At 65.1% G+C, this 20,906-nt stretch carries 17 protein-coding genes; 13 read left to right on the top strand and 4 right to left on the bottom strand.

The features are described from left to right. Positions 1-573: 573 nt before the first annotated feature. The 8 genes from AC1DYK_RS33670 to AC1DYK_RS33635 all read left to right on the top strand — a co-directional run bounded on the left by AC1DYK_RS33670 (position 574) and on the right by AC1DYK_RS33635 (position 8,190). Positions 574-1,206: a TetR family transcriptional regulator C-terminal domain-containing protein gene (locus AC1DYK_RS33670; RefSeq protein WP_478170249.1), complete on the top strand. Its 633-nt coding sequence runs from the start codon at positions 574-576 to the stop codon at positions 1,204-1,206. 120 nt (positions 1,207-1,326) lie between these two features. Then, positions 1,327-1,914: an NAD(P)H-dependent oxidoreductase gene (locus AC1DYK_RS33665; RefSeq protein ID WP_478170248.1), complete on the top strand. Its 588-nt coding sequence runs from the start codon at positions 1,327-1,329 to the stop codon at positions 1,912-1,914. Beyond that, a complete protein-coding gene (locus AC1DYK_RS33660) occupies positions 1,911-3,182 on the top strand; it encodes an amidohydrolase family protein (protein WP_478170247.1) in 1,272 nt (423 codons plus the stop codon). Before AC1DYK_RS33665 ends, AC1DYK_RS33660 begins: the two co-directional genes overlap by 4 nt. 18 nt (positions 3,183-3,200) lie before the next feature. Further along, positions 3,201-4,064 carry a creatininase family protein gene (locus AC1DYK_RS33655; RefSeq protein ID WP_478170246.1) on the top strand — a complete coding sequence of 288 codons (864 nt, stop codon included), beginning with the start codon at positions 3,201-3,203 and terminating at the stop codon, positions 4,062-4,064. 74 nt (positions 4,065-4,138) lie between these two features. After that, positions 4,139-5,122 (top strand): ABC transporter substrate-binding protein, encoded by a 984-nt coding sequence (locus tag AC1DYK_RS33650; RefSeq protein WP_478170245.1) that lies wholly within the window; start codon positions 4,139-4,141, stop codon positions 5,120-5,122. A gap of 37 nt (positions 5,123-5,159) precedes the next feature. Then, complete coding sequence (locus AC1DYK_RS33645; protein WP_478170244.1) at positions 5,160-5,996, top strand: ABC transporter ATP-binding protein; 837 nt, start codon at positions 5,160-5,162, stop codon at positions 5,994-5,996. Further along, the gene (locus tag AC1DYK_RS33640; protein WP_478170243.1) at positions 5,993-6,811 is read left to right on the top strand and encodes an ABC transporter permease; all 819 of its coding nucleotides are present in this window, start codon (positions 5,993-5,995) and stop codon (positions 6,809-6,811) included. Before AC1DYK_RS33645 ends, AC1DYK_RS33640 begins: the two co-directional genes overlap by 4 nt. An 8-nt stretch (positions 6,812-6,819) precedes the next feature. Continuing rightward, entirely contained in the window at positions 6,820-8,190 is a 1,371-nt protein-coding gene (locus AC1DYK_RS33635; RefSeq protein WP_478170242.1) for an FAD-binding oxidoreductase, read from the top strand. A 300-nt stretch (positions 8,191-8,490) separates the two neighbouring features. Here AC1DYK_RS33635 and AC1DYK_RS33630 read toward each other — a convergent pair whose 3' ends face one another. Beyond that, positions 8,491-8,901: a hypothetical protein gene (locus AC1DYK_RS33630; protein WP_478170241.1), complete on the bottom strand. Its 411-nt coding sequence runs from the start codon at positions 8,899-8,901 to the stop codon at positions 8,491-8,493. A 204-nt stretch (positions 8,902-9,105) separates the two neighbouring features. On the opposite strand from AC1DYK_RS33630, the gene AC1DYK_RS33625 reads away from it, so the two are divergent. The 4 genes from AC1DYK_RS33625 to AC1DYK_RS33610 all read left to right on the top strand — a co-directional run bounded on the left by AC1DYK_RS33625 (position 9,106) and on the right by AC1DYK_RS33610 (position 18,853). Further along, the gene (locus AC1DYK_RS33625; RefSeq protein ID WP_478170240.1) at positions 9,106-11,445 is read left to right on the top strand and encodes a DUF3604 domain-containing protein; all 2,340 of its coding nucleotides are present in this window, start codon (positions 9,106-9,108) and stop codon (positions 11,443-11,445) included. 6 nt (positions 11,446-11,451) lie between these two features. Beyond that, positions 11,452-12,339, top strand: coding sequence for a peptidyl-prolyl cis-trans isomerase (locus tag AC1DYK_RS33620; protein WP_478170239.1), 888 nt, complete (start codon positions 11,452-11,454; stop codon positions 12,337-12,339). Positions 12,340-12,344: 5 nt separating this feature from the next. Continuing rightward, positions 12,345-13,370 carry a HupE/UreJ family protein gene (locus AC1DYK_RS33615; protein ID WP_478170250.1) on the top strand — a complete coding sequence of 342 codons (1,026 nt, stop codon included), beginning with the start codon at positions 12,345-12,347 and terminating at the stop codon, positions 13,368-13,370. A gap of 470 nt (positions 13,371-13,840) precedes the next feature. After that, the gene (locus AC1DYK_RS33610; protein ID WP_478170238.1) at positions 13,841-18,853 is read left to right on the top strand and encodes an autotransporter outer membrane beta-barrel domain-containing protein; all 5,013 of its coding nucleotides are present in this window, start codon (positions 13,841-13,843) and stop codon (positions 18,851-18,853) included. Here AC1DYK_RS33610 and AC1DYK_RS33605 read toward each other — a convergent pair. Then, positions 18,837-18,998, bottom strand: a complete 162-nt coding sequence (locus AC1DYK_RS33605; protein WP_478170237.1) for a hypothetical protein — start codon at positions 18,996-18,998, stop codon at positions 18,837-18,839. The two genes, AC1DYK_RS33610 and AC1DYK_RS33605, sit on opposite strands and share 17 nt — an antisense overlap. 77 nt (positions 18,999-19,075) lie before the next feature. Between AC1DYK_RS33605 and AC1DYK_RS33600 the strand changes: the two genes are divergently transcribed. Then, positions 19,076-19,468, top strand: a complete 393-nt coding sequence (locus tag AC1DYK_RS33600) for a sensor histidine kinase (RefSeq protein ID WP_478170236.1) — start codon at positions 19,076-19,078, stop codon at positions 19,466-19,468. A 65-nt stretch (positions 19,469-19,533) separates the two neighbouring features. Here the strand turns inward: AC1DYK_RS33600 and AC1DYK_RS33595 are convergent, their stop codons facing one another. Further along, complete coding sequence (locus AC1DYK_RS33595; RefSeq protein ID WP_478170235.1) at positions 19,534-20,487, bottom strand: SphA family protein; 954 nt, start codon at positions 20,485-20,487, stop codon at positions 19,534-19,536. Between the two features lie 38 nt (positions 20,488-20,525). Then, a partial coding sequence (locus AC1DYK_RS33590; protein ID WP_478170234.1) for a DUF1214 domain-containing protein occupies positions 20,526-20,906 on the bottom strand: 381 nt, incomplete at its 5' end.

The following is a 20,906-nucleotide window of genomic DNA, read 5'->3' as shown; positions in this document are numbered from 1 at the left end:
CAACACACTCAGATTCGACAGGCTGACGTTGCCTCTTTGCAGTGGCAGGCAGTGCTCTATCTGGGCGAACTGGGCTGGCGAAATCTCCATGCACGAAGTGTCTCGCATCAACCATGGTCAGCTCAATTAGTGTTAACACGCCCTAGTCGCTGAGCCACCTCGAGGGTTGGGCAGCGCTCGGATCTGGCACGCCGCGTATACGGATCGGGGATCTGACCCTGGGGCACCGCTTACCTTTAATTCGAGGTTGCGCAGTTCCCACTGCAGCAGTGCCGGTCGCGTCCAGGCGTAGTCCTCGTTCCTCGTCAGCATGTGCCTGATCAGGACCGCCAGCACTCACAGCAAGACGCCCCCGTGGCGAAGGCCCGGAATCGGGAGGAGAGATTCATGAAAGACTCCTTGGGTCGAGACGGAGTTTTCCAAGCGACGAGAAAACGTGCTCCGCATGCTCCGAGTCTCGTCGGCATGGCACGGGGCCGCCTACCAAGGATTACTATCGGCCAGACACACGCCGCCCGCTTCACGCTCATGAACGTCGACACCGCCGCTCACCCCCCCGCTACCGCCCAGGAAATGCCCGCCCCCGACGGGCCACTGTCGCGGACGCGTCCGGGGCGCGAGCGCATCATGTCGGCGATCCGCGCCGCAGCGATCACGGAGTTCAGCCTGCATGGCCTCAAGGGCACTTCGACTCAGGCCATCGCGGTGCGCGCCGGCCTCACCAAGCCCCAACTCCACTACTACATCGAGGGCAAGGAAGAACTCTACGAGGAACTGCTGATGCAGGTGCTGCACGATTGGAAGGTCGTGTTCTCGTTCGAGGATGCGAGCGACCCGGCCACGGTGCTCGGCGACTACATCCGCAAAAAGCTCGACCACGCCTTCGACAACCCCGAGATGTCGCGCATCTTCACGCGCGAGGTGCTCGACGGCGGCCGCAACCTCGACCGTTACTGGCCCAACGCGCGCGCCTGGACACAGAAGAAACTCGACGTGATCAACGGCTGGATCGCGCGCGGGCAGATGCGTCCGCTCGACGCGCGCATGCTGCTGATGCACATCTGGGCCATGACCCAGAGCTACGCCGACTATGCGATCCAGACGCGCGTGATGCTCGGCCTGCCGCCCGGGGCGCCAATCGACCGCGAGTCGGTCGCGCGCGAGCTGGTGGCCTTCGTTCTGAACGGCTGCGGCATCAAGGCTTGAGCGGCGAATAGCCCGGTCCGGGCCGTCGCCCCGGAGTGCGGCACCGTTCCGGTGCCCCCGCGCTGGCACGTCGCTTGCATGAGTCTGACCACTTGCTCTGATTAAGCGGTCAAACACATCATGCGCGTGCTCGTCGTCTACTGCCATCCGGTCGAAACCAGCTTCCATGCCAGCCTGCACCAGCAGGTGCTGAAGAACCTGCGCGCCGCCGGGCACGAGGTGGACGACTGCGACCTTTACGCCGAGGGCTTCAACCCGGTGCTCTCGCGCGAGGAGCGCCTGGGCTACCACGAGGTGCCCGCCAACCAACTGCCGCTGAAGGCCTACGTGGAGCGGCTGCAGTGGGCCGAGGGCATCGTGTTCTGCTTTCCGACCTGGTGCTTCGGCCTGCCGGCCATGCTCAAGGGCTACTTCGACCGGCTCTTCATGCCGGGCGTGGCCTTCGACATCAGCGACCCGGCCAACGTCAAGCCGATGCTCACGCACATCAAGCGCATCAGCGCCGTGGTCACCTACGGTCGGCCCCGCTGGGTGGCCATGTACATGGGCGACCCGCCGCGCAAGATCGTCACGCGGTACATGAAGCGGCTCACCGGCCAGGGCGCGAAGGTGGACTACCACGCCCACTACCACATGAATGTGGCGACTGAGCCCCAGCTCAGACGCTTCATGGCGCGCGTCGGCCAGGCGATGGCGCGCTTCGCATGAACGCGCCCACGCTCCTGGACAACGTGCGGCTGCCGCGCTGGCTGCTGCCGGCCGACTGGCCGCAGCGCAACGACGTGCCGGTGCTCGCACGCATTGCCATCGAAGCCGGCCGCGTGCAGTCGGTCCGCCCCGCAACCGGCGTCGACGCACCCGCCACGGGCTGGGATCTCGCAGGCACGCTGGTGCTGCCCGGCTTCGTCGACGCCCACACGCACCTCGACAAGGCCTTCACCCTGCCGCGCATGAAGCAGGTGCAGCCGGGGCTGCTCGGCGCCATCGACGCGATGCTGGCCGACCGTGCGCACTGGACTCCCGCTGACGTGCGCGAGCGCGCGTCGCGCGGCCTGCAGTGGGCCTGGGAATGTGGCACCACGCACGTGCGCACGCACGTCGACTGGTGGGAGCCCGAATCGCTGCCCATGGCTTGGCCCGTGATGGCCGAGCTGGCGCAGGAATGGGCCGGCAAGGTGCGCCTGGAGCAGGTGAGCCTCATCAAGCTGCCGCTGTTCGAAGATGCTGCGCAAGCCCTGCGCCTCGCGAAACAGGTGAAGGCCACCGGACCGCACGCGCTGCTCGGGGGCTTTGTGCACTCCACCAACTGGAGCGAGAACGCGCTGCGCAACCTGCTGGTGTCGGCGCAGGCCTTCGATCTCGACATCGACCTGCATGTGGACGAGGAGCTCAACGCCGCGGCCGTCGGCCTGCAGACCACGGCCCGCATCCTGCGCGAGATCGGCTACGAAGGCCGCGTGGTCTGCGGCCACATCTGCGCGCTGGCGGCGCAGCCCGAGGCGCAGGCCCTGGCCACGCTCGACGCCGTGGCGCGCGCCCCCATCACCGTGGTGTCGCTGCCCGCCACCAACCTGCTGCTTCAGGACGCCGTCACCGGCCGCACGCCGCGACAGCGTGGCCTCACGCTGGTGAAGGAGGCGCGCGAGCGCGGCATTCCGCTGCTGTTTGCGAGCGACAACGTGCAGGACCCGTTCTGTCGGCTCGGCAGCTTCGACCCCGTGGAAGCGCTGGGCACGGCCGCGCTGGTGGCGCAGCTCGACGAGCCCTTCGACACCTGGTCGCAGGCGCTGTGCCGCGGCGACTGGCTGCGGCGCGAGCGCGCACCTGCACGGCCAACGCTGGAAGGCGCATCCGCCGACCTCGTGCTCTTCACCGACGCCGACCGCTTCGGCTGGCCCTCGCGCACCGCGAACCGCATCGTGCTGCGCGACGGCCGCGTGACCCGCGGTGACGCCACCCCCTTCCTTCCCCGGTAACGAACCACAAGGACACCCATGCTCCACGGCTACATCCCGCCCCACCGCTTCCTGCCCTACCTGAGCTGGACCGAAATCGCCGCGCTGCCCGACCGCGAGAACACCGTCATCGTGCTGCCCTGCGGTGCCATCGAGCAGCACGGCCCGCACCTGCCGTGCTCGGTCGACAGCGTGATCAGCTCGGGCGTGATGGGCAAGGCGCTGGAGAAGCTGCCGGCCGACGTGCGCGCCTTCGCACTGCCGACCATCACCTACGGCAAGTCGGAAGAACACCTGCACTTTCCCGGCACCATGACGCTGACCGGCACCACGCTGCTGTCCACCGTGATCGAGATCGGCGAGTCGGTCTACCGCTCGGGCTTTCGCAAGCTGCTGTTCGCCAACGGCCACGGCGGCCAGCCGCAGGTCCTGGAGATGGCGGCGCGCGAACTGCGCCTGCGCCATGGCGACTTCGTGATCGTGCCGTACGGCGTCTCGCGCCTGCCGAGCGCCGCGAGCAAGCAGGTGAGCGAGCAGGAGAAGAAGCTCGCGATGCACGCGGGCCATTCCGAGACCGCGCTGATGCTCGCACTCGCGCCCGAGACGGTGCATATGGAGCGCGCGGTGGCCAATTTTCCGCCGCCCTTTCCCATCAAGCTGCTGTCGGCCGACGGCCGCCCGGCGTGCGCCTGGACCGCGCGCGACTTCGGCCCCAGCGGCGTCATCGGCGACCCGACTACCGCCACGCGCGAGCAGGGCGAAGCCATCCTGGACACGCTGTCCGACAGCTGGGTGCAGGCGCTGACCGAGCTCCACGCGCTGCGCTGGCTCGTGCGCGAGGAAGCCACTTGGGAGCGCGGCCACCAGCAGGGCTTCGTCCAGCAGAGCTTCGCTCCCGCCTGAGCCTGCTACTTGAATCCGACCCGTTCACATATTTTTCTTTCTTCACTTCACCCCAGCCCTCGAGAGGTCACCCCATGCGCTCCTTCGCACTGTCCCTGGCCGGCGCCGCCGCCATCGCTTTCCTCGCCGCCGCGCCCGCGCAGGCCGAAGACAAGTTCACCTACATGACCAACTGGTACGCGCAGGCCGAGCACGGCGGCTTCTACCAGGCCGTGGCGCAGGGCATCTACAAGAAGTACGGCCTGGACGTGACCATCAAGATGGGCGGCCCGCAGGTCAACATCACGCAGATGATGGCCGCCGGCCAGGCCGACTGCATCATGGGTTCGAGCGACATCCAGATGATGCAGGTGCGCGAAGGCGGCGTGCCCGTGGTGAACGTGGCGGCCTTCTTCCAGAAGGACCCGCAAGTACTGATCGCGCACGACGACGTCAAGAAGTTCGAGGACCTCAAGGGCAAGACGATCCTGATCGGCGCCCAGGCCAACCGCGGCTACTGGCCCTGGCTGAAGGCCAAGTTCGGGCTCACCGACGAGCAGACCCGGCCCTACACCTTCAACATCCAGCCCTTCGTCGCCGACAAGAACGCCGCGCAGCAGGGCTACCTGACCTCCGAGCCCTACGCCATCCAGAAGGCCGGCGTGAAGAGCACCGTGCTGATGTTCAGCGACCACGGCTTCCCGGCCTACGCGACCACGGTGTCGTGCATGGACAAGACCGTGAAGGAGCGCAGCAAGCAGGTGGCGGCCTTCGTCAAGGCCTCGGCCGAAGGCTGGAAGAGCTACCTCAACGATCCCGCGCCCGCCAATGCGCTGATCAAGAAGGACAACCCCAACATGACCGACGACCAGCTGGCCTACAGCGTCGCCAAGCTGAAGGAAATGGGCATGGTCACCGGCGGCGATGCGGCGACCCAGGGCATCGGCGTGATCACCGACGCCCGCACCAAGGCGAGCTACGACTTCCTGGTCTCGGCCAAGCTGCTCGACCCCGCCAAGGTCGAGATCGCCAAGACCTACACGACCGACTTCGTGAAGGACGCCAAGGTCCTGCCCTGACACACCGGGCGCTTCGGCGCCCTCTCGAAAGGCCCGCATGAACGACACCGAATCCACCTCCTACACGCTGCCGCCGCAGCCGCGCTTCACCGTCCCGGCGGTCGAGGTGCTCTCCGCCGAGAAGACCTATCCGAACGGCACCCAGGCGCTGCTGCCGGTCGACCTGAGCATCGCCGAAGGCGAGTTCGTCACGCTGCTGGGCCCCTCGGGCTGCGGCAAGAGCACGCTGCTGAAGATGGTGGCGGGCATGCTCGAACCCAGCGACGGCCGCCTGCTGGTGTGGCGCAAGCCGGTGAGCCAGTTGCACGACAGCACACGAAAGATGTCCTTCGTGTTCCAGTCGGCCACGCTGATGCCGTGGGCCAGCGTGCAGACCAATGTGCGCCTGCCGCTGGACCTCGCCGGCGTGCCGCGCAAGGAGGCCGACGCACGCGTGATGGAATCGCTCGCGCTGGTGGGCCTGCAGAAGTTCGCCAACGCGCTGCCGCGCGCGCTTTCGGGCGGCATGCAGATGCGCGTGTCGATTGCGCGCGGTCTCGTCACGCAACCCGACCTGCTGCTGATGGACGAGCCCTTCGGGGCGCTCGACGAAATCACGCGCCACAAGCTCGACGCCGACCTGCTCGAACTGTGGCGCAAGAAAAAGCTCACGGTGATCTTCGTGACGCACTCGATCCACGAGGCGGTGTTCCTGTCGAGCCGCGTGGTGATGATGGCCGCGCGGCCGGGTCGCGTGGTGGAGCAGTTCCACATCGACGAGCCCTATCCGCGCAAGGCCGACTTCATGGTCACGCCCGAGTTTGCGCGCTACGCCAAGCAGCTGCAAGACAGCCTGCTGCGCGCCAGCACCACCGAAGAGGAGGCCGCACCATGAAGACAGCGGCGATACCCGCGCCCCCCCTGCTGAGCCAGCCGCGCGTGCAGCGCGTGTTTTACCCGGTGCTCATCGGCGTGGTGCTGGTGGCGTTGTGGCAATGGATGGTGGTGGCGATGGAACTGCCTGCCTACCTGGTTCCCTCGCCCTACCTGATGATGCAGACACTGGTGACCGACTGGGCGCCACTGGGCAATGCGCTGCTGGTTACGCTGAAGATCACGGTGCTGTCGTTCCTGCTGGCCACGGTGGCCGGCGTTCTCATCTCATTCCTGTTCGTGCAGAGCAAGCGCATCGAGACCGCACTCTTTCCGTACGCGGTGCTGCTGCAGGTGACGCCCATCGTGGCGGTGGCGCCGCTGATCATCATCTGGGTGAAGAACCCGGTGGCGGCCATGACGGTGTGCGCGGCGCTGGTGGCGCTGTTCCCCATCATCAGCAACACCACGCTGGGCCTGCGCAGCATCGACCCCGACCTGCAGAGCTACTTCAAGCTGAACCGCGCCACGCGCTGGCAGCAACTGGTGCGCCTGCGCATCCCGAGCGCGCTGCCCTACTTCTTCGGCGGGCTGCGCATTTCCAGCGGCCTCGCGCTGATCGGCGCGGTGGTGGCCGAATTCGTGGCCGGCACGGGCGGCTCGGGCGCGGGGCTGGCGTACCAGATCTTGCAGGCGGGCTTCCAGCTGAACATTCCGCGCATGTTCGCGGCCCTGCTGCTCATTTCCCTCACCGGTGTCGCGCTCTTCGTGCTGATGGCCTGGCTCACCAAGCTGGCGCTCGGCTCGTGGCACGCGAGCGAACTTTCCCAGGATTGAACTTGACCATGAACGCTCCCGTCTCCTCCATCGAGCAACTGCTGCTCGAACTCCCCGACCTCGACTGGATCACCGACGAAGGCCGCGTCACGCGACTCTCGCAGGATTTCTTCTGGTTCAGCCCAGTACTCACGCGCCAGTTGAAGGGCAAGCGCGCCGACGTGGTGGTGCGCCCGCGCACCGAGGAAGAGATCCGCGCCGTGGTGGGCGCCTGTGCGCGTCGCAACGTGCCCATCACCATCCGCGGCAGCGGCACCGGAAACTACGGCCAGACTACGCCACTGGCCGGTGGCGTAGTGCTCGACATGACGGGCTACAACGCCTGCCTGTGGGTGCAGCCCGGCGTGGCACGCGCGCAGGCCGGCATCCGCCTGGGCGAGCTGGAGAAGCAGACGAAACCCACCGGCCAGGAGATGCGCTGCGTACCCTCGACCTATCGCAGCGCCACACTCGGCGGACTGTTCGGCGGCGGCTTCGGCGGCGTGGGCTCGATCAACTACGGACCGCTGGGTGCGCCGGGCAATATCATTGGCATCCGTGCGATGACGATCGAAACCGAGCCGCAGATCGTCGAGCTACGCGGTCCCGACGCCATGCGCATGCATCACCTGTGGGGCACCAACGGCCTGGTGCTGGAGCTGGAGATCGCGCTGGCGCCCGCTCACCCGTGGCTCGAGACACTGGTGACCTTCGACAGCTTCGAGAATGCGCTGAACTTTGCGGACAAGCTGGCAAATTCGCCAGGAATCGTGAAGCGCGGCGTCACTTTCCTTGCCGCGCCGATTTCCGACCACCTCACGCAACTGGCAGCGCACCTGCCGAAGGGCTGCCACACGGTGCTGTCGCTGGTGGCCGAGTCGGGCGAGCCCGCCATGATGCTTCTGGTGGAGGCGCACGGTGGCATCGTGGGCTACCGCAAGACCGCTGCCGAGGTGCAGAAGAGCAACCGCACGCTGATGGAGTTCACCTGGAACCACACGACGCTGCATTCGCTGAAGATCGATCCGACGCTGACCTACCTGCAGAGCGGGTTCATTCCGGGCAAGCATGTCGAGCAGATCATCGAGATGGAGAAGCTGCTGGGCGGCGAGGTGATGATGCACGTCGAGTTCCTGCGCAACGTGGCCGGCCTCTTGACCTGCAGCGGGCTGCAACTGGTACGCTTCAGCACCGAGGAGCGGTTGAACGAGATCATCGACATCCACCGTGCCCACAATGTGCACATCAACAACCCGCACGTGAACATCGTGGAAGACGGCAAGGCCGGCGGGCCGCTGCCGCCGGAAGTGATCGAGGTGAAGAAGCGCTTCGATCCACTGGGGTTGCTTAACCCCGGTAAGTTGCGCGACTGGCCGGTGAAGGAGACGGTTGCGGCCTGAGCGCGGGCACCCGGTTCATTGAACTGGCACTGACCACGTAGTGGCGCCCAACGATCCCGCGAACGGCGACCCCGGTCCCGCGCTCGGGCCTCGCTCGCCAGGTCAAGCTGGTAATTTCTAGATAGAACTCAATACGCATCGAGACCAAGAGTGATTCCCCAATAGGATCCGGCGGCCGAATTCGTGCGAACTAGTCAAGTGAGCGCGGTTGCTCGGATGATGACTTTTCGTGCAAAAGCACACCGCTTTGCAAGATAAGTACGACTACCCCATCATTTGAATCGAACGCCGATCGCTCGCTCAGGGGCCGAAACCGCCGACAAAAGCCACGCCACCACCGCCCCACGCGCCCCAATCCGCATTGTTCAGCTCGTCGAGCTGAGCCTCTCGCAGATCCTCGTTGTTCATGCGTTGGTGATATCGCATTTCCTGATAGACCGAGTACTGGGCCGAGTTGCCGACGAGTGCCATTCCATTTGAGGAATCGCGCATCACGTAGTAGATGACTCCCTTGTACTTGACGGGCGTGACGGTGTCTTTGGGTAGTTTGGCGTAAAGAGCCAGCTGTCCAGGAGTGGTCGGTGTAACAATCTTGAAGCCCGCAGCGATTGCGATCTTGTCACGGTCCGGGTGGCCGGTTGCGCAGCCGGCGGCCAGTGCAATCAGCGCCATGGCGCAGATTCTCTTGAAGACGGTTTGGAATTTGTTCATTGGTTGTTCACTTGAAGTTGGCACAGGTGACCAGACAGCGCAGCATTCGTTCTCTGTTCGGCGCGGATTGCTCTCGGAGCCTGCCAGCAATGTAACCGGCCAGGTCGTGGGCCTCGGACCTGCCCTAAAGGGCTGTTCCCCTGAAGCGTTGCTTGGGTTAAAAGGCTCGACATCCCCAACCAGTACAACTTCCGAGGCCCCCCGATGCCAAGCAACTTGCCGAGGTCGATTTTGTCCCGCGCCTTGACCTGCGCGCTGATCGCCATGGGGGGCTATGGGCTTGCTGCTGCCCCAGCCATCGCCCAGACGAGGAATCCCGACCGCGAAGCGTATTTCGGCGAGACGCACGTTCACACGAGCTGGTCGCTGGACGCTTGGCTTGGCGGGAACCGGACCGATCCCGGCGACGCGTACAAGTACTTCAAGGGCGAAGCCATCAAGCACCCGTCTGGCTACGACGTCAAGATCGACACCCCGCTCGACTGGGCGGGTGTCACCGACCATTCGGAGTATGTGGGCGTGATCCGGCTGGCGAACGATCCGACCTCGCCGATCAGCAAGGTGCCCGCGGCGCAGCCGATGATCCTCAAGTCGAATTCGACGTCCGAGTTGAACAGGATCTTCACCTACGTCGTGAAGCTGATGGGCGGGCCGCCGGTCAAGTCGCTCATGTCGCCGGAGGTCGCGGGCACGGTCTGGAAGCAGAACACCGAGCTCGCCGAAAAGGCGAACGAACCAGGCAAGTTCACGACCTTCTGCTCCTACGAGTGGACGTCAACGCCGAACAACATGAACCTGCATCGCAATGTCTTTTTCAAGGACTGCAGCAAGGTGCCGATCATGCCTTTCACCGCGCTTGATTCGCACCATCCCGTGGACCTCTGGAACTGGATGGATGCTCAGCGCAAGGCAGGCAATGAGCTGCTGGCCATTTCGCACAACGCCAACCTTTCGGACGGGCGCATGTACCCCACCGAGGTCGACTCCAAGGGACGGCCGATCGACGCCGCCTATGCCGCATCGCGGGAGCGCAACGAGCGATTGATCGAGATCAAGCAGATCAAGGGGCAGTCCGAAACGCATCCCCTGCTTTCACCCAACGACGAGTTCGCGGGATTCGAGGTCATGTCGATCCTGCTGGGCGATCCGGAAGGCCGTTTTCCCCACATCGTCGGCAGCTACGCCAGGCAGGCGCTGAAGGATGGTCTTGCGATGCAGGACACCAAGGGCTTCAATCCTTTCAAGTTCGGCTTCGGCGCAGCCTCCGATTCGCACAACACGGCCGTGTCCTATCGCCAGAACAACTACTTCGGGCAGGCGGGCGTCGCCGACGGGACGCCCGAGGAAAGGCTCTCCGGCCGTCTCTTCGCTGGCATGGATCCGCGCGTCGTCGGCCCCGCCGGGTTGACCGGTGCCTGGGCGGAAGAGAACACGCGCGCCTCGATCTTCGACGCCATGCAGCGCAAGGAAACTTTCGCGGTCAGCGGTCCGCACATCAAGGTTCGCCTGTTCGGTGGGTGGGACTATGCGCCGAACACGCTGGGCGACGCGGGCTGGGTGAAGACGGGCTACGCAAAGGGCGTGCCGATGGGCGGCGACCTGCCACCCCCGAAAGGCAAGGCGCCGCAATTCCTGGTTTGGGCACTGAAGGACCCGACTTCGGGCAACCTCGACCGCATCCAGATCGTCAAGGGCTGGACCAAGAGTGGTCAGAGCTTCGAGAAGATATTCGATGTGACATGGGCCGGCGATCGAAAGGCTGACAAATGGACCGGCGTGGTGCCGCCGATCGGCAGCACGGTTGACGTCGAAAGCGCCACGTACACGAACACGATCGGATCAGTGGAGCTCAAGACGATGTGGACCGATCCGGAGTTCGATCCGAGCCTCAATGCCTTCTACTACGCCCGCGTGCTGGAGATCCCGACGCCACGCTGGACGACGATCCAGGCGAAGCAAGTCGGCGTGGCACCTCCCGACGTGGTCCCCGCTACGGTCCAGGAACGTGCGTGGACTTCGCCCATCTGGTACACGCCCAGTCCCGAGGCGCGCAGGAATGCAAAGGCAGGAATGACGCTGGCCGATCTGAAAGCGAAAGGCGCGGTGCGCCTCAACGATGCTCAGTTGAAAGCACTGCTCGTATCGAAGTCGCCGTGGCTACAGAACAACGTCACCGGCGACAAGTACCAGGTCGTCTATGGAACCTCGGGCAAAAGCGCGTCGGGCAAGCCGGCCGAGCCACTTCAGCCCGGGTACATCACTCAGCAGTTCGCGGCCAATCAGTCGCAGTTCCAGTTGCGATATGTCGGCAAGAAGATGGCGCTCCCCAGCCTGACAGGCAATGTGGCCAACGCAAGCTATCTCGCAAATGCCAGCCCGTATTTCATCAACAACGGGAAGATCGTCACGGGGCTTGCAGGCACGCCCATCGAGATCGCGGTCTACAAGGTGGGTGACAAATACGTCGGTGCGCGGAGCAATGAGTTCGGGTATGCAAACTACGAGATCATCCCCAATGTGACTGAACTCGCACCGTACAACTGAGTCGCGATGATTGCTCGCCTGTTGCGGGAGCCTTTGCTCCAATTTCTCATCGTCGGCGTTCTCCTCTTTGCGACGTGGAAGGCTGTCAGTCCCGACTCGAATGCCCTCGACAAGAGGAGTCGCATCGAGCTGACCGAGGATGATTTGAAACAGCTTGCCACCACCTGGATGTTGGCGGGACGCGCGCCGCCTACGCCGGAGCAAATGCATCGGCTCGTGGAGGACAGGATTCGTCAGGAGGTGCTGTATCGCGAGGCCTTGGCGCTTGGGCTCGACAAGGGCGACACCATCGTTCAACGCCAGCTCGCACGCAAGATGGAGTTCCTGGCCGAGGACGTCTCCAAGCTGGAGGAGCCCAAGCCAGAGGAACTGAAGGCGTGGTACGAGAAGAACGGTGAGAGATTCGCGCTGCCTCCGCGCATCACGTTCGGCCACATCTACTTCTCTCCCGATCGCCGCGGCGCGAAGGTCCGGGCGGATGCCGAGAGCGCATTGACCCAACTTGAAGGCAAGCCGATGGATTCGCCTGGCATCGCTACGGCGGGCGATCCGTTCATGTACCAGCAATACTACGGTGATCGACCGTTCGACGAGATCGCGCGGCAGTTCGGTCCCAACTTCGCGCGTGCCCTGGTGAAGCTCGCGCCGGGCCAGTGGGCTGGCCCGATCGAGTCCGGTTACGGGTGGCATGTGGTGTTCGCAGAGTCGATCACACCTCAGCGGATCCCTGAATACGAGGAGGTCGAGGCGAACGTCAGGACCCTATGGATCGAGGATCGACGTGACGAAGTAAAGGGCCGGATGTACGAGGCGATGCGCGCGCGCTACGACATCGTGCTGCCGGCACCAAAGGATGGGCCGAACCCTCAGCCCTCCACTGGCGCTGCGAAGTGAAGGCAATGCTCGCGCTTTGTCGCCTCGTCATGGGCAGGGGCGCGCTCGCTTTGTTTGGCGCCTCGCTGATCGCGCTCGCTTTCCCGGCCGCCGCGCACGACGCGCGCCCCGCATACCTGGAGCTCAGGCAAACGACGCCCGAGCGCTATGACGTTCTTTGGCGAACGCCGGTGCTCGCGGGCATGCCGCTGCCGGTTGTTCTCAAGCTTCCCGACGGGACGCATGACGTCGTCGCGCCGCACACCCAGGAGCTCTCGGATTCGCTGGTCGAACGCCGCGTGATCGAGGTGCCGGGCAGCCTCGCGGGTCGCCGCATCGAGTTCACCGGTTTGCAAGGCACGATCACGGACGTGCTGGTACGCGTGCAGCTCGCTGATGGTGAGACGACGACATTGGTGCGGTCGTCGCAACCTTGGGTCGAGATTTCTGCGACGCCAGAGAGGCCACTCGCCATCGCGGGCGCGTTCGTCAGGCACGGCATCGAGCATATTCTCGGTGGGTACGATCACTTGTTGTTTGTCTTCGCGATGCTGTTGATCGCGCGAGGTACTCGGGCGCTGATAGGGTCCATCACCGCCTTCACGCTCGCACATTCGATCACGCTCGCGCTCGCCGCGCTGGGCGTGGTCCATGTTCCAGGACCGCCAGTCGAGGCCGCGATCGCATTCTCCGTTCTGCTGCTCGCCAGCGAAATCATTCGCGCAAGGCGAGGCGAATCCAGCCTGACGGCAAGATGGCCTTGGGTGATCGCCTTCTGCTTCGGATTGCTGCATGGCTTCGGCTTCGCGGGCGCGCTGTCCGAGATCGGCCTGCCGCGAAGCGACATCCCCCTTGCACTGCTGTCGTTCAATATCGGCGTCGAACTGGGGCAACTAGCCTTTATCGGCGCCTTGCTGGGGGCGTTTTGGTTTGCGCGACGGGTGGGGGTCCCGTTCGTCGTCGAGCGGCGCTTCGCTCAGGCTGCGCCGTATGCCATCGGCGCGGTAGCGGGATTCTGGTTCGTCGGGCGCGTCGCCGCATTCTGGGCTTGAAACGCGATTCTTGAAGAATGCACGCCGGAATTTACGGCGGTGATGAGACGCTCCAGAGCAGAGATCGGCGCGTCCCTTTGGGTGATCCGTGCACTTTTCGCTCTTTCCAGGACGGCGTCTACTGCCCTTTAGGGAAGGCGCGCGCGCGCCTGTTTGCCCATATGCTCGGCCCCAACTTGAAGAGGGGTCAATGTGGGAAGTCGAGCTCGCCCTTATCTCTCCTTTTGTCGCGATTGCTTCTGGCGCACCCTGCCGGCTGTTCCACGCCCGGCTCGAACACCCGCTGGGCGGTGAGACTCCAGGTGCAGCTGATGTTCCCCGCATGAGCAACCAGAAAATTCACTTGCCACGCGCGATCCACAGAAGATGCATCGCAGCGTCATCGCCGTCGCGCTGGGAGCGACTTGGACGACGGCGGGTGGTGCGTACGGCGGCAATGGACCGTCAGTCAATCTTGGGATGATTTCACAATGAACGTGTCGTATCGCAGCCTCTGGAGCGCCGCCTTGTCGTCCTGGGTGGCAGTGCCCGAGACGGCGCGCACACGGAGCAGCGGCAAGTCACGAGCGCGAACTTGTGTTGGTGCATTGCGGCTCACCGTCCTGGCCTTCGCCGTGGCAAGCGCCTGGGCAATGCCCGCGGCGGCAGCCACGCTGTACTGGGACACCAACGGCGCAACGCCAGGGCTTGGTGGTGCCGGCACCTGGAACACCACCAACAACTTCTGGAACACGAGTGCGACCGGCACCGGAGGAAGCCCTTCGATCTGGAACAACGGCGCGCTCGACGACGCGGTCTTCGACGGAACGGGAATCATGGCGGTGACCCTGGGTACGCCCATCACCGCGCACAACCTCAGCTTCGGCGCCTCGTCCAGCTACACACTTGGGGGTAGCACGCTCACCCTGGCCGGCAGCACACCGACCATCAACACCCTCGGCGGCACCCACACGATCAGCGCGACCCTGGCAGGGACCGCCGGCTTGATCAAGATGGGCGTTGGAACGCTGACGCTGGCGGGCCCCAACACCTACGCTGGAGCTACCAGGATCATCGGTGGCGTGCTGGCCGTGTCCGGCTCGCTGAAGGGCACCGACATCCACTTTACGGGTGCTGCAGCAGGCACCCAGTTGAACGTGACCTCGCTCAACGGTCTGACCGGCACCACCACATTGAGTGTGAACAGCGCCAACGCAATGGCTGTGCTTTCGGCGGCCAACAACCACACGGGGGCCACGAACCTCAGCGGTGGCATCCTGCGCTTGGCCGATGGCGGGGCGCTCGCCAATTCGGCCCTCACCATCAACGGCGACGGAACTACGCTCCAACTCCGTAGCGACACCAACACCGTGTTTGCCACAGCCGGCGGCAGCATCAGCGGATTCGGCAACAACGACACCCGCAACTACACCATCGACGCCAACCAACTCACGAGTGCTGGCGCTGGAAGAACGCTGACGCTGGGCAACCTGAGTATCTTGACAGGGCAGTCGCCAACCCTCAATTTCACCGGTGGCAACGGCTACACCATCGCCACGGGGAACATCACCAGCCCTGGTGCGTTCAATCTGACACTGAACGCCACTGGCGTGAATGCGAACATCGGCGCGGTGAGGCTCACCACCCCCGCGTTGCAGGCGCTGGTCCTTGGCAGCAGTTCGGTCACCGGAATGAACACCATTGGAGCCATCAATGGCAACTTCAACGTTTATGGGGATGGCAACGGAACGTGGCAGCTGACCGCGCCGAGTTCATTCACCGGCTTCCTGGCGGTAGGGCGCACCGGTGCCAACACCATTCAGTTTTCCGACGCCAGCCAACTCGGAACGGGCACCGGCAGCAATTTCATTGCCATACAAAACGGCGCAACGCTCCGCTACACCGGCACCGGCAGCCAATCCACCACCGCGCGTGACCTGTACTGGAACTCAGGGGCGGCCGTCATTGACGTGACCTCGGCCAGCGCCAACCTGACCTTCGACATCACAGGCGGCCTGCGCAACAATCAAATCACCAAGGCAGGAGCCGGCCAAGCGACGCTGAGAAAGTCCACAGCCATCAACGAGATCTCCTACGCCCCAGTGCTGATCACCGGCGGCATCTTGGAATACAACCAGAACAATCCGGGCGCCATCAATCGCTTCGCGGGCGCCGTCACCGGCTCGGCGGGCACGCAAATCAAGGTGTCGGGCACCGGCTATATCGGCAACGACAATCTCACCGCCGACTGGCGTGCCAATCGCGCGAGCTTGGATGTCGGCAGCGGCGCTGCCTTCGATTTGCGCGGCAACAAGGTCACGGTAGATGCCCTGACCGGCGGTGGCACGGTTCGAAACAGCGCTTTGAACTCTCTGACGGAAAGCGGTGTGGTCGGATACACGTTGACCGTCGGAGTCAACGGAGGCTCGGGCACTTTCGGCGGTGTCATCCGCGGCAGCCTGACCAATACGGGCGAGCATGCAGCAGATGCCGGCGGCCCGAACGCGATCATCAATCTCGCCAAAATCGGCTCCGGCACCCAAACCTTCACCGGCGTCAACACCTACGCCGGCACCACCACCGTCAATGCGGGCACCCTGCAACTCGGCAATGGCGGCACCACCGGCAATCTCGGTTCGGGAGCGGTCGCGGTGGCTGGTGGCGCGACGCTGAGCTTCAACCGCAGCAACAGCTACACGGTGGGGAACACGATCAGCGGTGCAGGCACGCTGGCCCAGATCGGCACCGGCACGACGGTGCTGACGGGCACGAACACCTATTCCGGTGCGACGACGGTTTCGGCAGGATCGCTCTACGTCAACGGCGATCAAACGGGCGCCACCGGCCTCACCTCGGTGGCGAACGGCGCAACGCTGGGCGGCACCGGCACTCTTGGCGGCAGCGTCGCGATCAGCGACGGCATCCTCGCGCCCGGCACCTCCCCCGGCACGCTGACGATCAACGGCAATCTGTCGCTGACAGGCGCCTCGCGACTCAACTACGAATTCGGGCAAGCCGGTACCGTCGGCGGCGCGTTCAACGACCTGACCGTGGTGGGCGGCAATCTGACACTGGACGGGACCCTCAACGTCGCCACCTCGGCGGGCGGCACCTTCGGCCCCGGCCTGTACCGCGTGATCAGCTACGGCGGCACGCTGACCGACAACGGCCTCGTCCTCGGCACCCAGCCCGCCGGCAGCACGACCTTCGTGCAGACCGCCGTCGCCAACCAGGTCAACCTGGTCAACACGGCGGGCCTGGCGCTGAATTTCTGGGATGGCGCGACCGTGCCGCGCAACAACGGTGTGGTCAATGGCGGCAACGGCACCTGGCAGGCCTCGGCTGGCAACGACAACTGGACCGAGGCCACCGGCGCCATCAATGCGCCTTATGCGAACGGCGCCTTCTCGATCTTCTCTGCAGCGCCAGGCACGGTGACGGTGGACAACAGCCTGGGCGCGGTGGTCTCCGGCGGCATGCAGTTCGCCAGCAGCGGCTACGTGGTGCAAGGCGGCCCGATCACGCTGGCCGCCGGCAGCAACATCCTGCGCGTGGGCGACGGCACGGCGCCGGGAGCGGGCTACGTGGCCACAGTGGTGTCGGAGCTCGCCGGGCCCGGAGGAGTCGACAAGACCGATCTCGGCACGCTGGTCCTCGCCGGCGCCAACAGCTATACCGGCGGCACGACCATCTCTGCCGGCACCCTGCAACTGGGCAACGCAGGGACGACGGGGTCGATCGTCGGCAACGTGACCAACAACGGCACGCTGGCGTTCAACCGCTCGGACGACGTCACCTTCGGCGGCGTGATCAGCGGCACCGGTACCGTCAACAAGCTCAACAGCGCCACGCTGACGCTGACCGGCGCCAACGCCTACACGGGTGCCACCACGGTGGCCGCGGGCACCTTGCGCACTGGCGCGGCCCACACGCTCAGCGCCGCCTCGGCCCACACGGTGGCGACAGGCGCCACCCTGGACACCAGTGGCCTCAACCAGCGTGTGGCGGCACTGGCCAACAGCGGAACGGTCAGCCTGGTCGGCGCCGCAGCGGGCAGCACGCTCACGACCAGCGGCGCCTATGTGGGCAATGCCGGCCTCCTGAGGCTGGGCACCGGTCTCGCCGGCAGCGCCAGCATGAGCGACAGGCTGGTGCTCGACGGAGCGGCGGCCAAAGCCAGCGGCAAGACCACGATCCAGATCGCCAGCATCGCAGGCCTCGGCGCGCTCACCACGGGCAATGGCATCGAGGTGGTGAACGGACGCAATGGAGCGACCACCACCGCGCAGACGACCAAGAGCGCCTTCAGCCTGGCCGGCGGCCATGTGGACGCGGGCGCCTTCGAGTACCGCCTCTATGCGGCCGACCTGCTTGGAGCGGGGGAAAACTGGTTTCTGCGCTCGACCGCGCCGTCCATCCTGCCTATACCCCCGATCCAGCCCACGCCTCCGGGGCAGTCGGCGCTGCCCGAGCAACCCGCGCAGCCCCAGCCGGTTCCGCCCGTTCAAGTGCCCACCTATCGCGCCGAGGTGCCGCTGCTGGCCGCCTTGCCGGCGCAGCTGCGGCAATCCGACCTGGCGATGCTGGGCAACCTGCATCGGCGCATGGGGGATGAGGCTCCCGCGGCCACGGCGGGCGAGTCCAGCCGCGGCCCTGACGACCAGGCGCCGAATGCGAGCACGCGCCGGGCGTGGGCGCGCGTGGTGTATGCCGACCTGGGGATCGAGCAATCGGGCATCGCACAGGCTCGGACCGACGGGCACGTGAGCGGGGTGCAGGCCGGGACCGACCTGCTGGTGAAAGACAACTGGCGCGCCGGTGTCTATGTCGGGTATCTGGACGGCAACGCCGACGTCACCGGCAATGCGCGTGGGCTCACCGCGCGGGTGGGCAGCAACAATCTGCAGTCACGTTATCTGGGTGCCTATGCGACCTGGATGGACGCCAATGGCTGGTATGTCGACAGCGTGCTGCAAGGCGGTAGCCAGCGCTATGACGTGCGTCCGGACATCAACCCCCGAGTCTCGGGCAAGGCCAGCAGCCTCATGGCCTCGGTGGAAACGGGCAAGGCGTTCGCACTCGACGCGCGCTGGAGCATAGAGCCGCAGGCGCAGCTCGCGTGGCAGCACAGCAGCTTCGACGACCTGATCCTGAGTGGCGCGCGTGTGCACCAGGACCCGGGCAACGGCTGGATCGCTCGCCTGGGCGTGCGCGTGAAGGGCGACCTCGCCACGGGGGCCGGCCGGCTGCAGCCCTATGGGCGCGTGAACCTGTACCACGCGAGCGTCGGGGATGATGTGGCCGCGTTCATCGGCCCGGCGGGAGCGACCGCGATGGCGAGCGGGGGCAGCTACAGCGCTGGCGAAGTCGCCGCTGGAGCGACCCTGGCCTTGACGCCGGCCACAAGTCTGTACGGGGAGCTCGGCCACCTCTGGAACATCGGCGGCGATGCCACCGTGAAATCTTCGGTGCAGGCGTCGATCGGCGTCAAGGTGCGTTGGTAGCCTTGGCCGGCGGCACACGCAGGCAACCGGCGAGTTCGCGCCGATCGGCGAAGCGCCGCCAGCCGAAGAGTTCCATGCCCTGAACCCAGACCTTCTTGATGAGACCGATGGCCCGCAGGAGGGTCAGGTGCGCCAGGTTTGGCAATGACCTGGGTTCCTCCCAAATCACGTCACTCGACCCCGGCGAGAATTGGGCTTGGTCACCGAATGGAGTTTTGATGGATGCGATCGCCGAGGACCGGCGGCAGAGGGTGCGCAACCCATCTGCAGCAGGTGCTGCTCAACCTGATCTCCAACGGCATGGACGCCATCGATGAAGCAGCACACAAGGTGCGCAGCATCGTGGTCACCGCGAAGCGTCGCGGCGCCGAGACGGTCGAGATCGCTGTCAACGACAACGGTTCGGGGATTCCCAAGGAGCGGATCGAGAAGATCTTCGGGTCGTTCTTCACCACCAAGCCGACCGGGATGGGCATGGGCCTGTCGATCTCGCGCACCCTGGTCGAGGCACACGGCGGGCGGCTGTGGGCCGAGAACGTCGAAGGTGGCGGCGCCAGCCTGCGCTTTACGCTACCGGTCTCGCCGGCCGGCCGGCCAGCGTCCTGCTGCGAGTAGGGGCTCGTTGATGTCATTCGAGTTCGCGCCCCCGCTCCGCAGAGGCGCTGCCCCGGACCGTGGGGTCACTTTCCGAGCGGCAGCACCAGCGTCGCAAACACCGCGTAGCCCGAGACCCGGTTCTGCGCCCAGAACTCGTAGTAGGCGCGCAAGTTGGCATACGCCGGCAGGCCGCCGAATTTGAATGCGTACCCGATTTCCGGTCCGATGGCGGCGACCCGAGACTTGAACGGCCCCAGCTTGGCGCCGGATCCGCTGTCTCCGGTCAGCTGGTAGTACACGTAGCCTGCCAGCCCGACCTCCCAGTTGGCCGAGAGGAATTGCGACGCCGCCCAGTCGATATGCGAGTCGACTCCATTCTTGTACTTGGTGTCCGAGTTCTCCCAGTTGTAGGTGAGGCCGCCCACGACCGAGAACTCGCGCCCGCTCTGCGGATTCAGGTAGGTGTAGCCGCCACCGGCGTCGAAGGCCGCATGCCCAATACCGATGTTCGCGAGCCTCTTGCTGTCGTAGGCGCCCACCGGGATGTCGCCCGTCGCGTAGGTCATCCAGTTGTGCACGCCCTGTGTCCAGGCGATGCTTGCCACCGGGTAAAGGTCGGTGAAACCGTTGACCGTATCGGTTCGGTTCAGCTGGGTGCCGAGGGCGGACGTCGAGATGTCCGCCTTCGTCGAGTTCCTTCCGTAGCCGAACCCCACGCCCAGAGAAGCCTGGCCGCCCAGCCACTTGGTCTCGGGCGCGTAGCTCAGCTGTGCGAGCAGCAACGCCACATCAGAGCTCACCCCGGCCGACACGGTGTTGCCTCGGGGCAGCAGCTTGCCGGTCGAGGCGCTGCCGCTGTAGCCATAGCCCATCGTCGTGAGTGACCAGCCGGGCGTGGCCGGTGTGGCAGAAAGGCTCGCGTACTGCCCCGAGAACCAGAAGGGCACGCCGCCCTCGTCGGCGTGACCGTGAACTGCGGTGAGCGCCAGCGCCGCGCCTAGAAGGCTGCGGCTCGCGATCAAGGTGTGAAATTTCATTGGTGCTCGCGACGAACCGACGGCCCGATCAAAGGGGCCTATTTCGACGCCACGATCCCAGGTGGATTCCACGTTCCTGCGCCGGCTGGCAGGATCGAAGGCGGCGACTCCTTGGGCCAGTACAGACGCATCACCAGGTAGACGGTGTCGTTCGGCGCAGGCAGCCAGTTGGATTCAAGCGCCTTGCCTGGCGAGTCCTTCTGGATGTAGAGCGTGAGCGAGCCGTCGGCGTTCTTCTTCATCCCCGACACCATCGGCGAGTTGACGAGGTAGCGGTTGATCGGATTCTTGATCAGGAGCTGGCTCTTGCCGTCGTACATCGTCACCGACCAGAAGGCGTTGACAGGCGGCAGCTGCCCGGCGGGGAAGGTGATCGTGTAGTTGTGCTTGCTGGCGTCGATGGTCTCGCCGGCCGCCGT

Source organism: Variovorax sp. P2_H12 (genome assembly GCF_056403395.1).
This window is presented reverse-complemented; position numbering and strand designations above follow the sequence as displayed.

Excerpts from the sequence above, each read along its gene's own strand:
- AC1DYK_RS33670 (WP_478170249.1), top strand. The coding sequence starts at position 574 with ATGCCCGCCCCCGACGGGCCACTGTCGCGGACGCGTCCGGGGCGCGAG.
- AC1DYK_RS33665 (WP_478170248.1), top strand. The coding sequence starts at position 1,327 with ATGCGCGTGCTCGTCGTCTACTGCCATCCGGTCGAAACCAGCTTCCAT.
- AC1DYK_RS33660 (WP_478170247.1), top strand. The coding sequence starts at position 1,911 with ATGAACGCGCCCACGCTCCTGGACAACGTGCGGCTGCCGCGCTGGCTG.
- AC1DYK_RS33655 (WP_478170246.1), top strand. The coding sequence starts at position 3,201 with ATGCTCCACGGCTACATCCCGCCCCACCGCTTCCTGCCCTACCTGAGC.
- AC1DYK_RS33650 (WP_478170245.1), top strand. The coding sequence starts at position 4,139 with ATGCGCTCCTTCGCACTGTCCCTGGCCGGCGCCGCCGCCATCGCTTTC.
- AC1DYK_RS33645 (WP_478170244.1), top strand. The coding sequence starts at position 5,160 with ATGAACGACACCGAATCCACCTCCTACACGCTGCCGCCGCAGCCGCGC.
- AC1DYK_RS33640 (WP_478170243.1), top strand. The coding sequence starts at position 5,993 with ATGAAGACAGCGGCGATACCCGCGCCCCCCCTGCTGAGCCAGCCGCGC.
- AC1DYK_RS33635 (WP_478170242.1), top strand. The coding sequence starts at position 6,820 with ATGAACGCTCCCGTCTCCTCCATCGAGCAACTGCTGCTCGAACTCCCC.
- AC1DYK_RS33630 (WP_478170241.1), bottom strand. The coding sequence starts at position 8,901 with ATGAACAAATTCCAAACCGTCTTCAAGAGAATCTGCGCCATGGCGCTG.
- AC1DYK_RS33625 (WP_478170240.1), top strand. The coding sequence starts at position 9,106 with ATGCCAAGCAACTTGCCGAGGTCGATTTTGTCCCGCGCCTTGACCTGC.
- AC1DYK_RS33620 (WP_478170239.1), top strand. The coding sequence starts at position 11,452 with ATGATTGCTCGCCTGTTGCGGGAGCCTTTGCTCCAATTTCTCATCGTC.
- AC1DYK_RS33615 (WP_478170250.1), top strand. The coding sequence starts at position 12,345 with ATGCTCGCGCTTTGTCGCCTCGTCATGGGCAGGGGCGCGCTCGCTTTG.
- AC1DYK_RS33610 (WP_478170238.1), top strand. The coding sequence starts at position 13,841 with ATGAACGTGTCGTATCGCAGCCTCTGGAGCGCCGCCTTGTCGTCCTGG.
- AC1DYK_RS33600 (WP_478170236.1), top strand. The coding sequence starts at position 19,076 with ATGCGATCGCCGAGGACCGGCGGCAGAGGGTGCGCAACCCATCTGCAG.
- AC1DYK_RS33595 (WP_478170235.1), bottom strand. The coding sequence starts at position 20,487 with ATGAAATTTCACACCTTGATCGCGAGCCGCAGCCTTCTAGGCGCGGCG.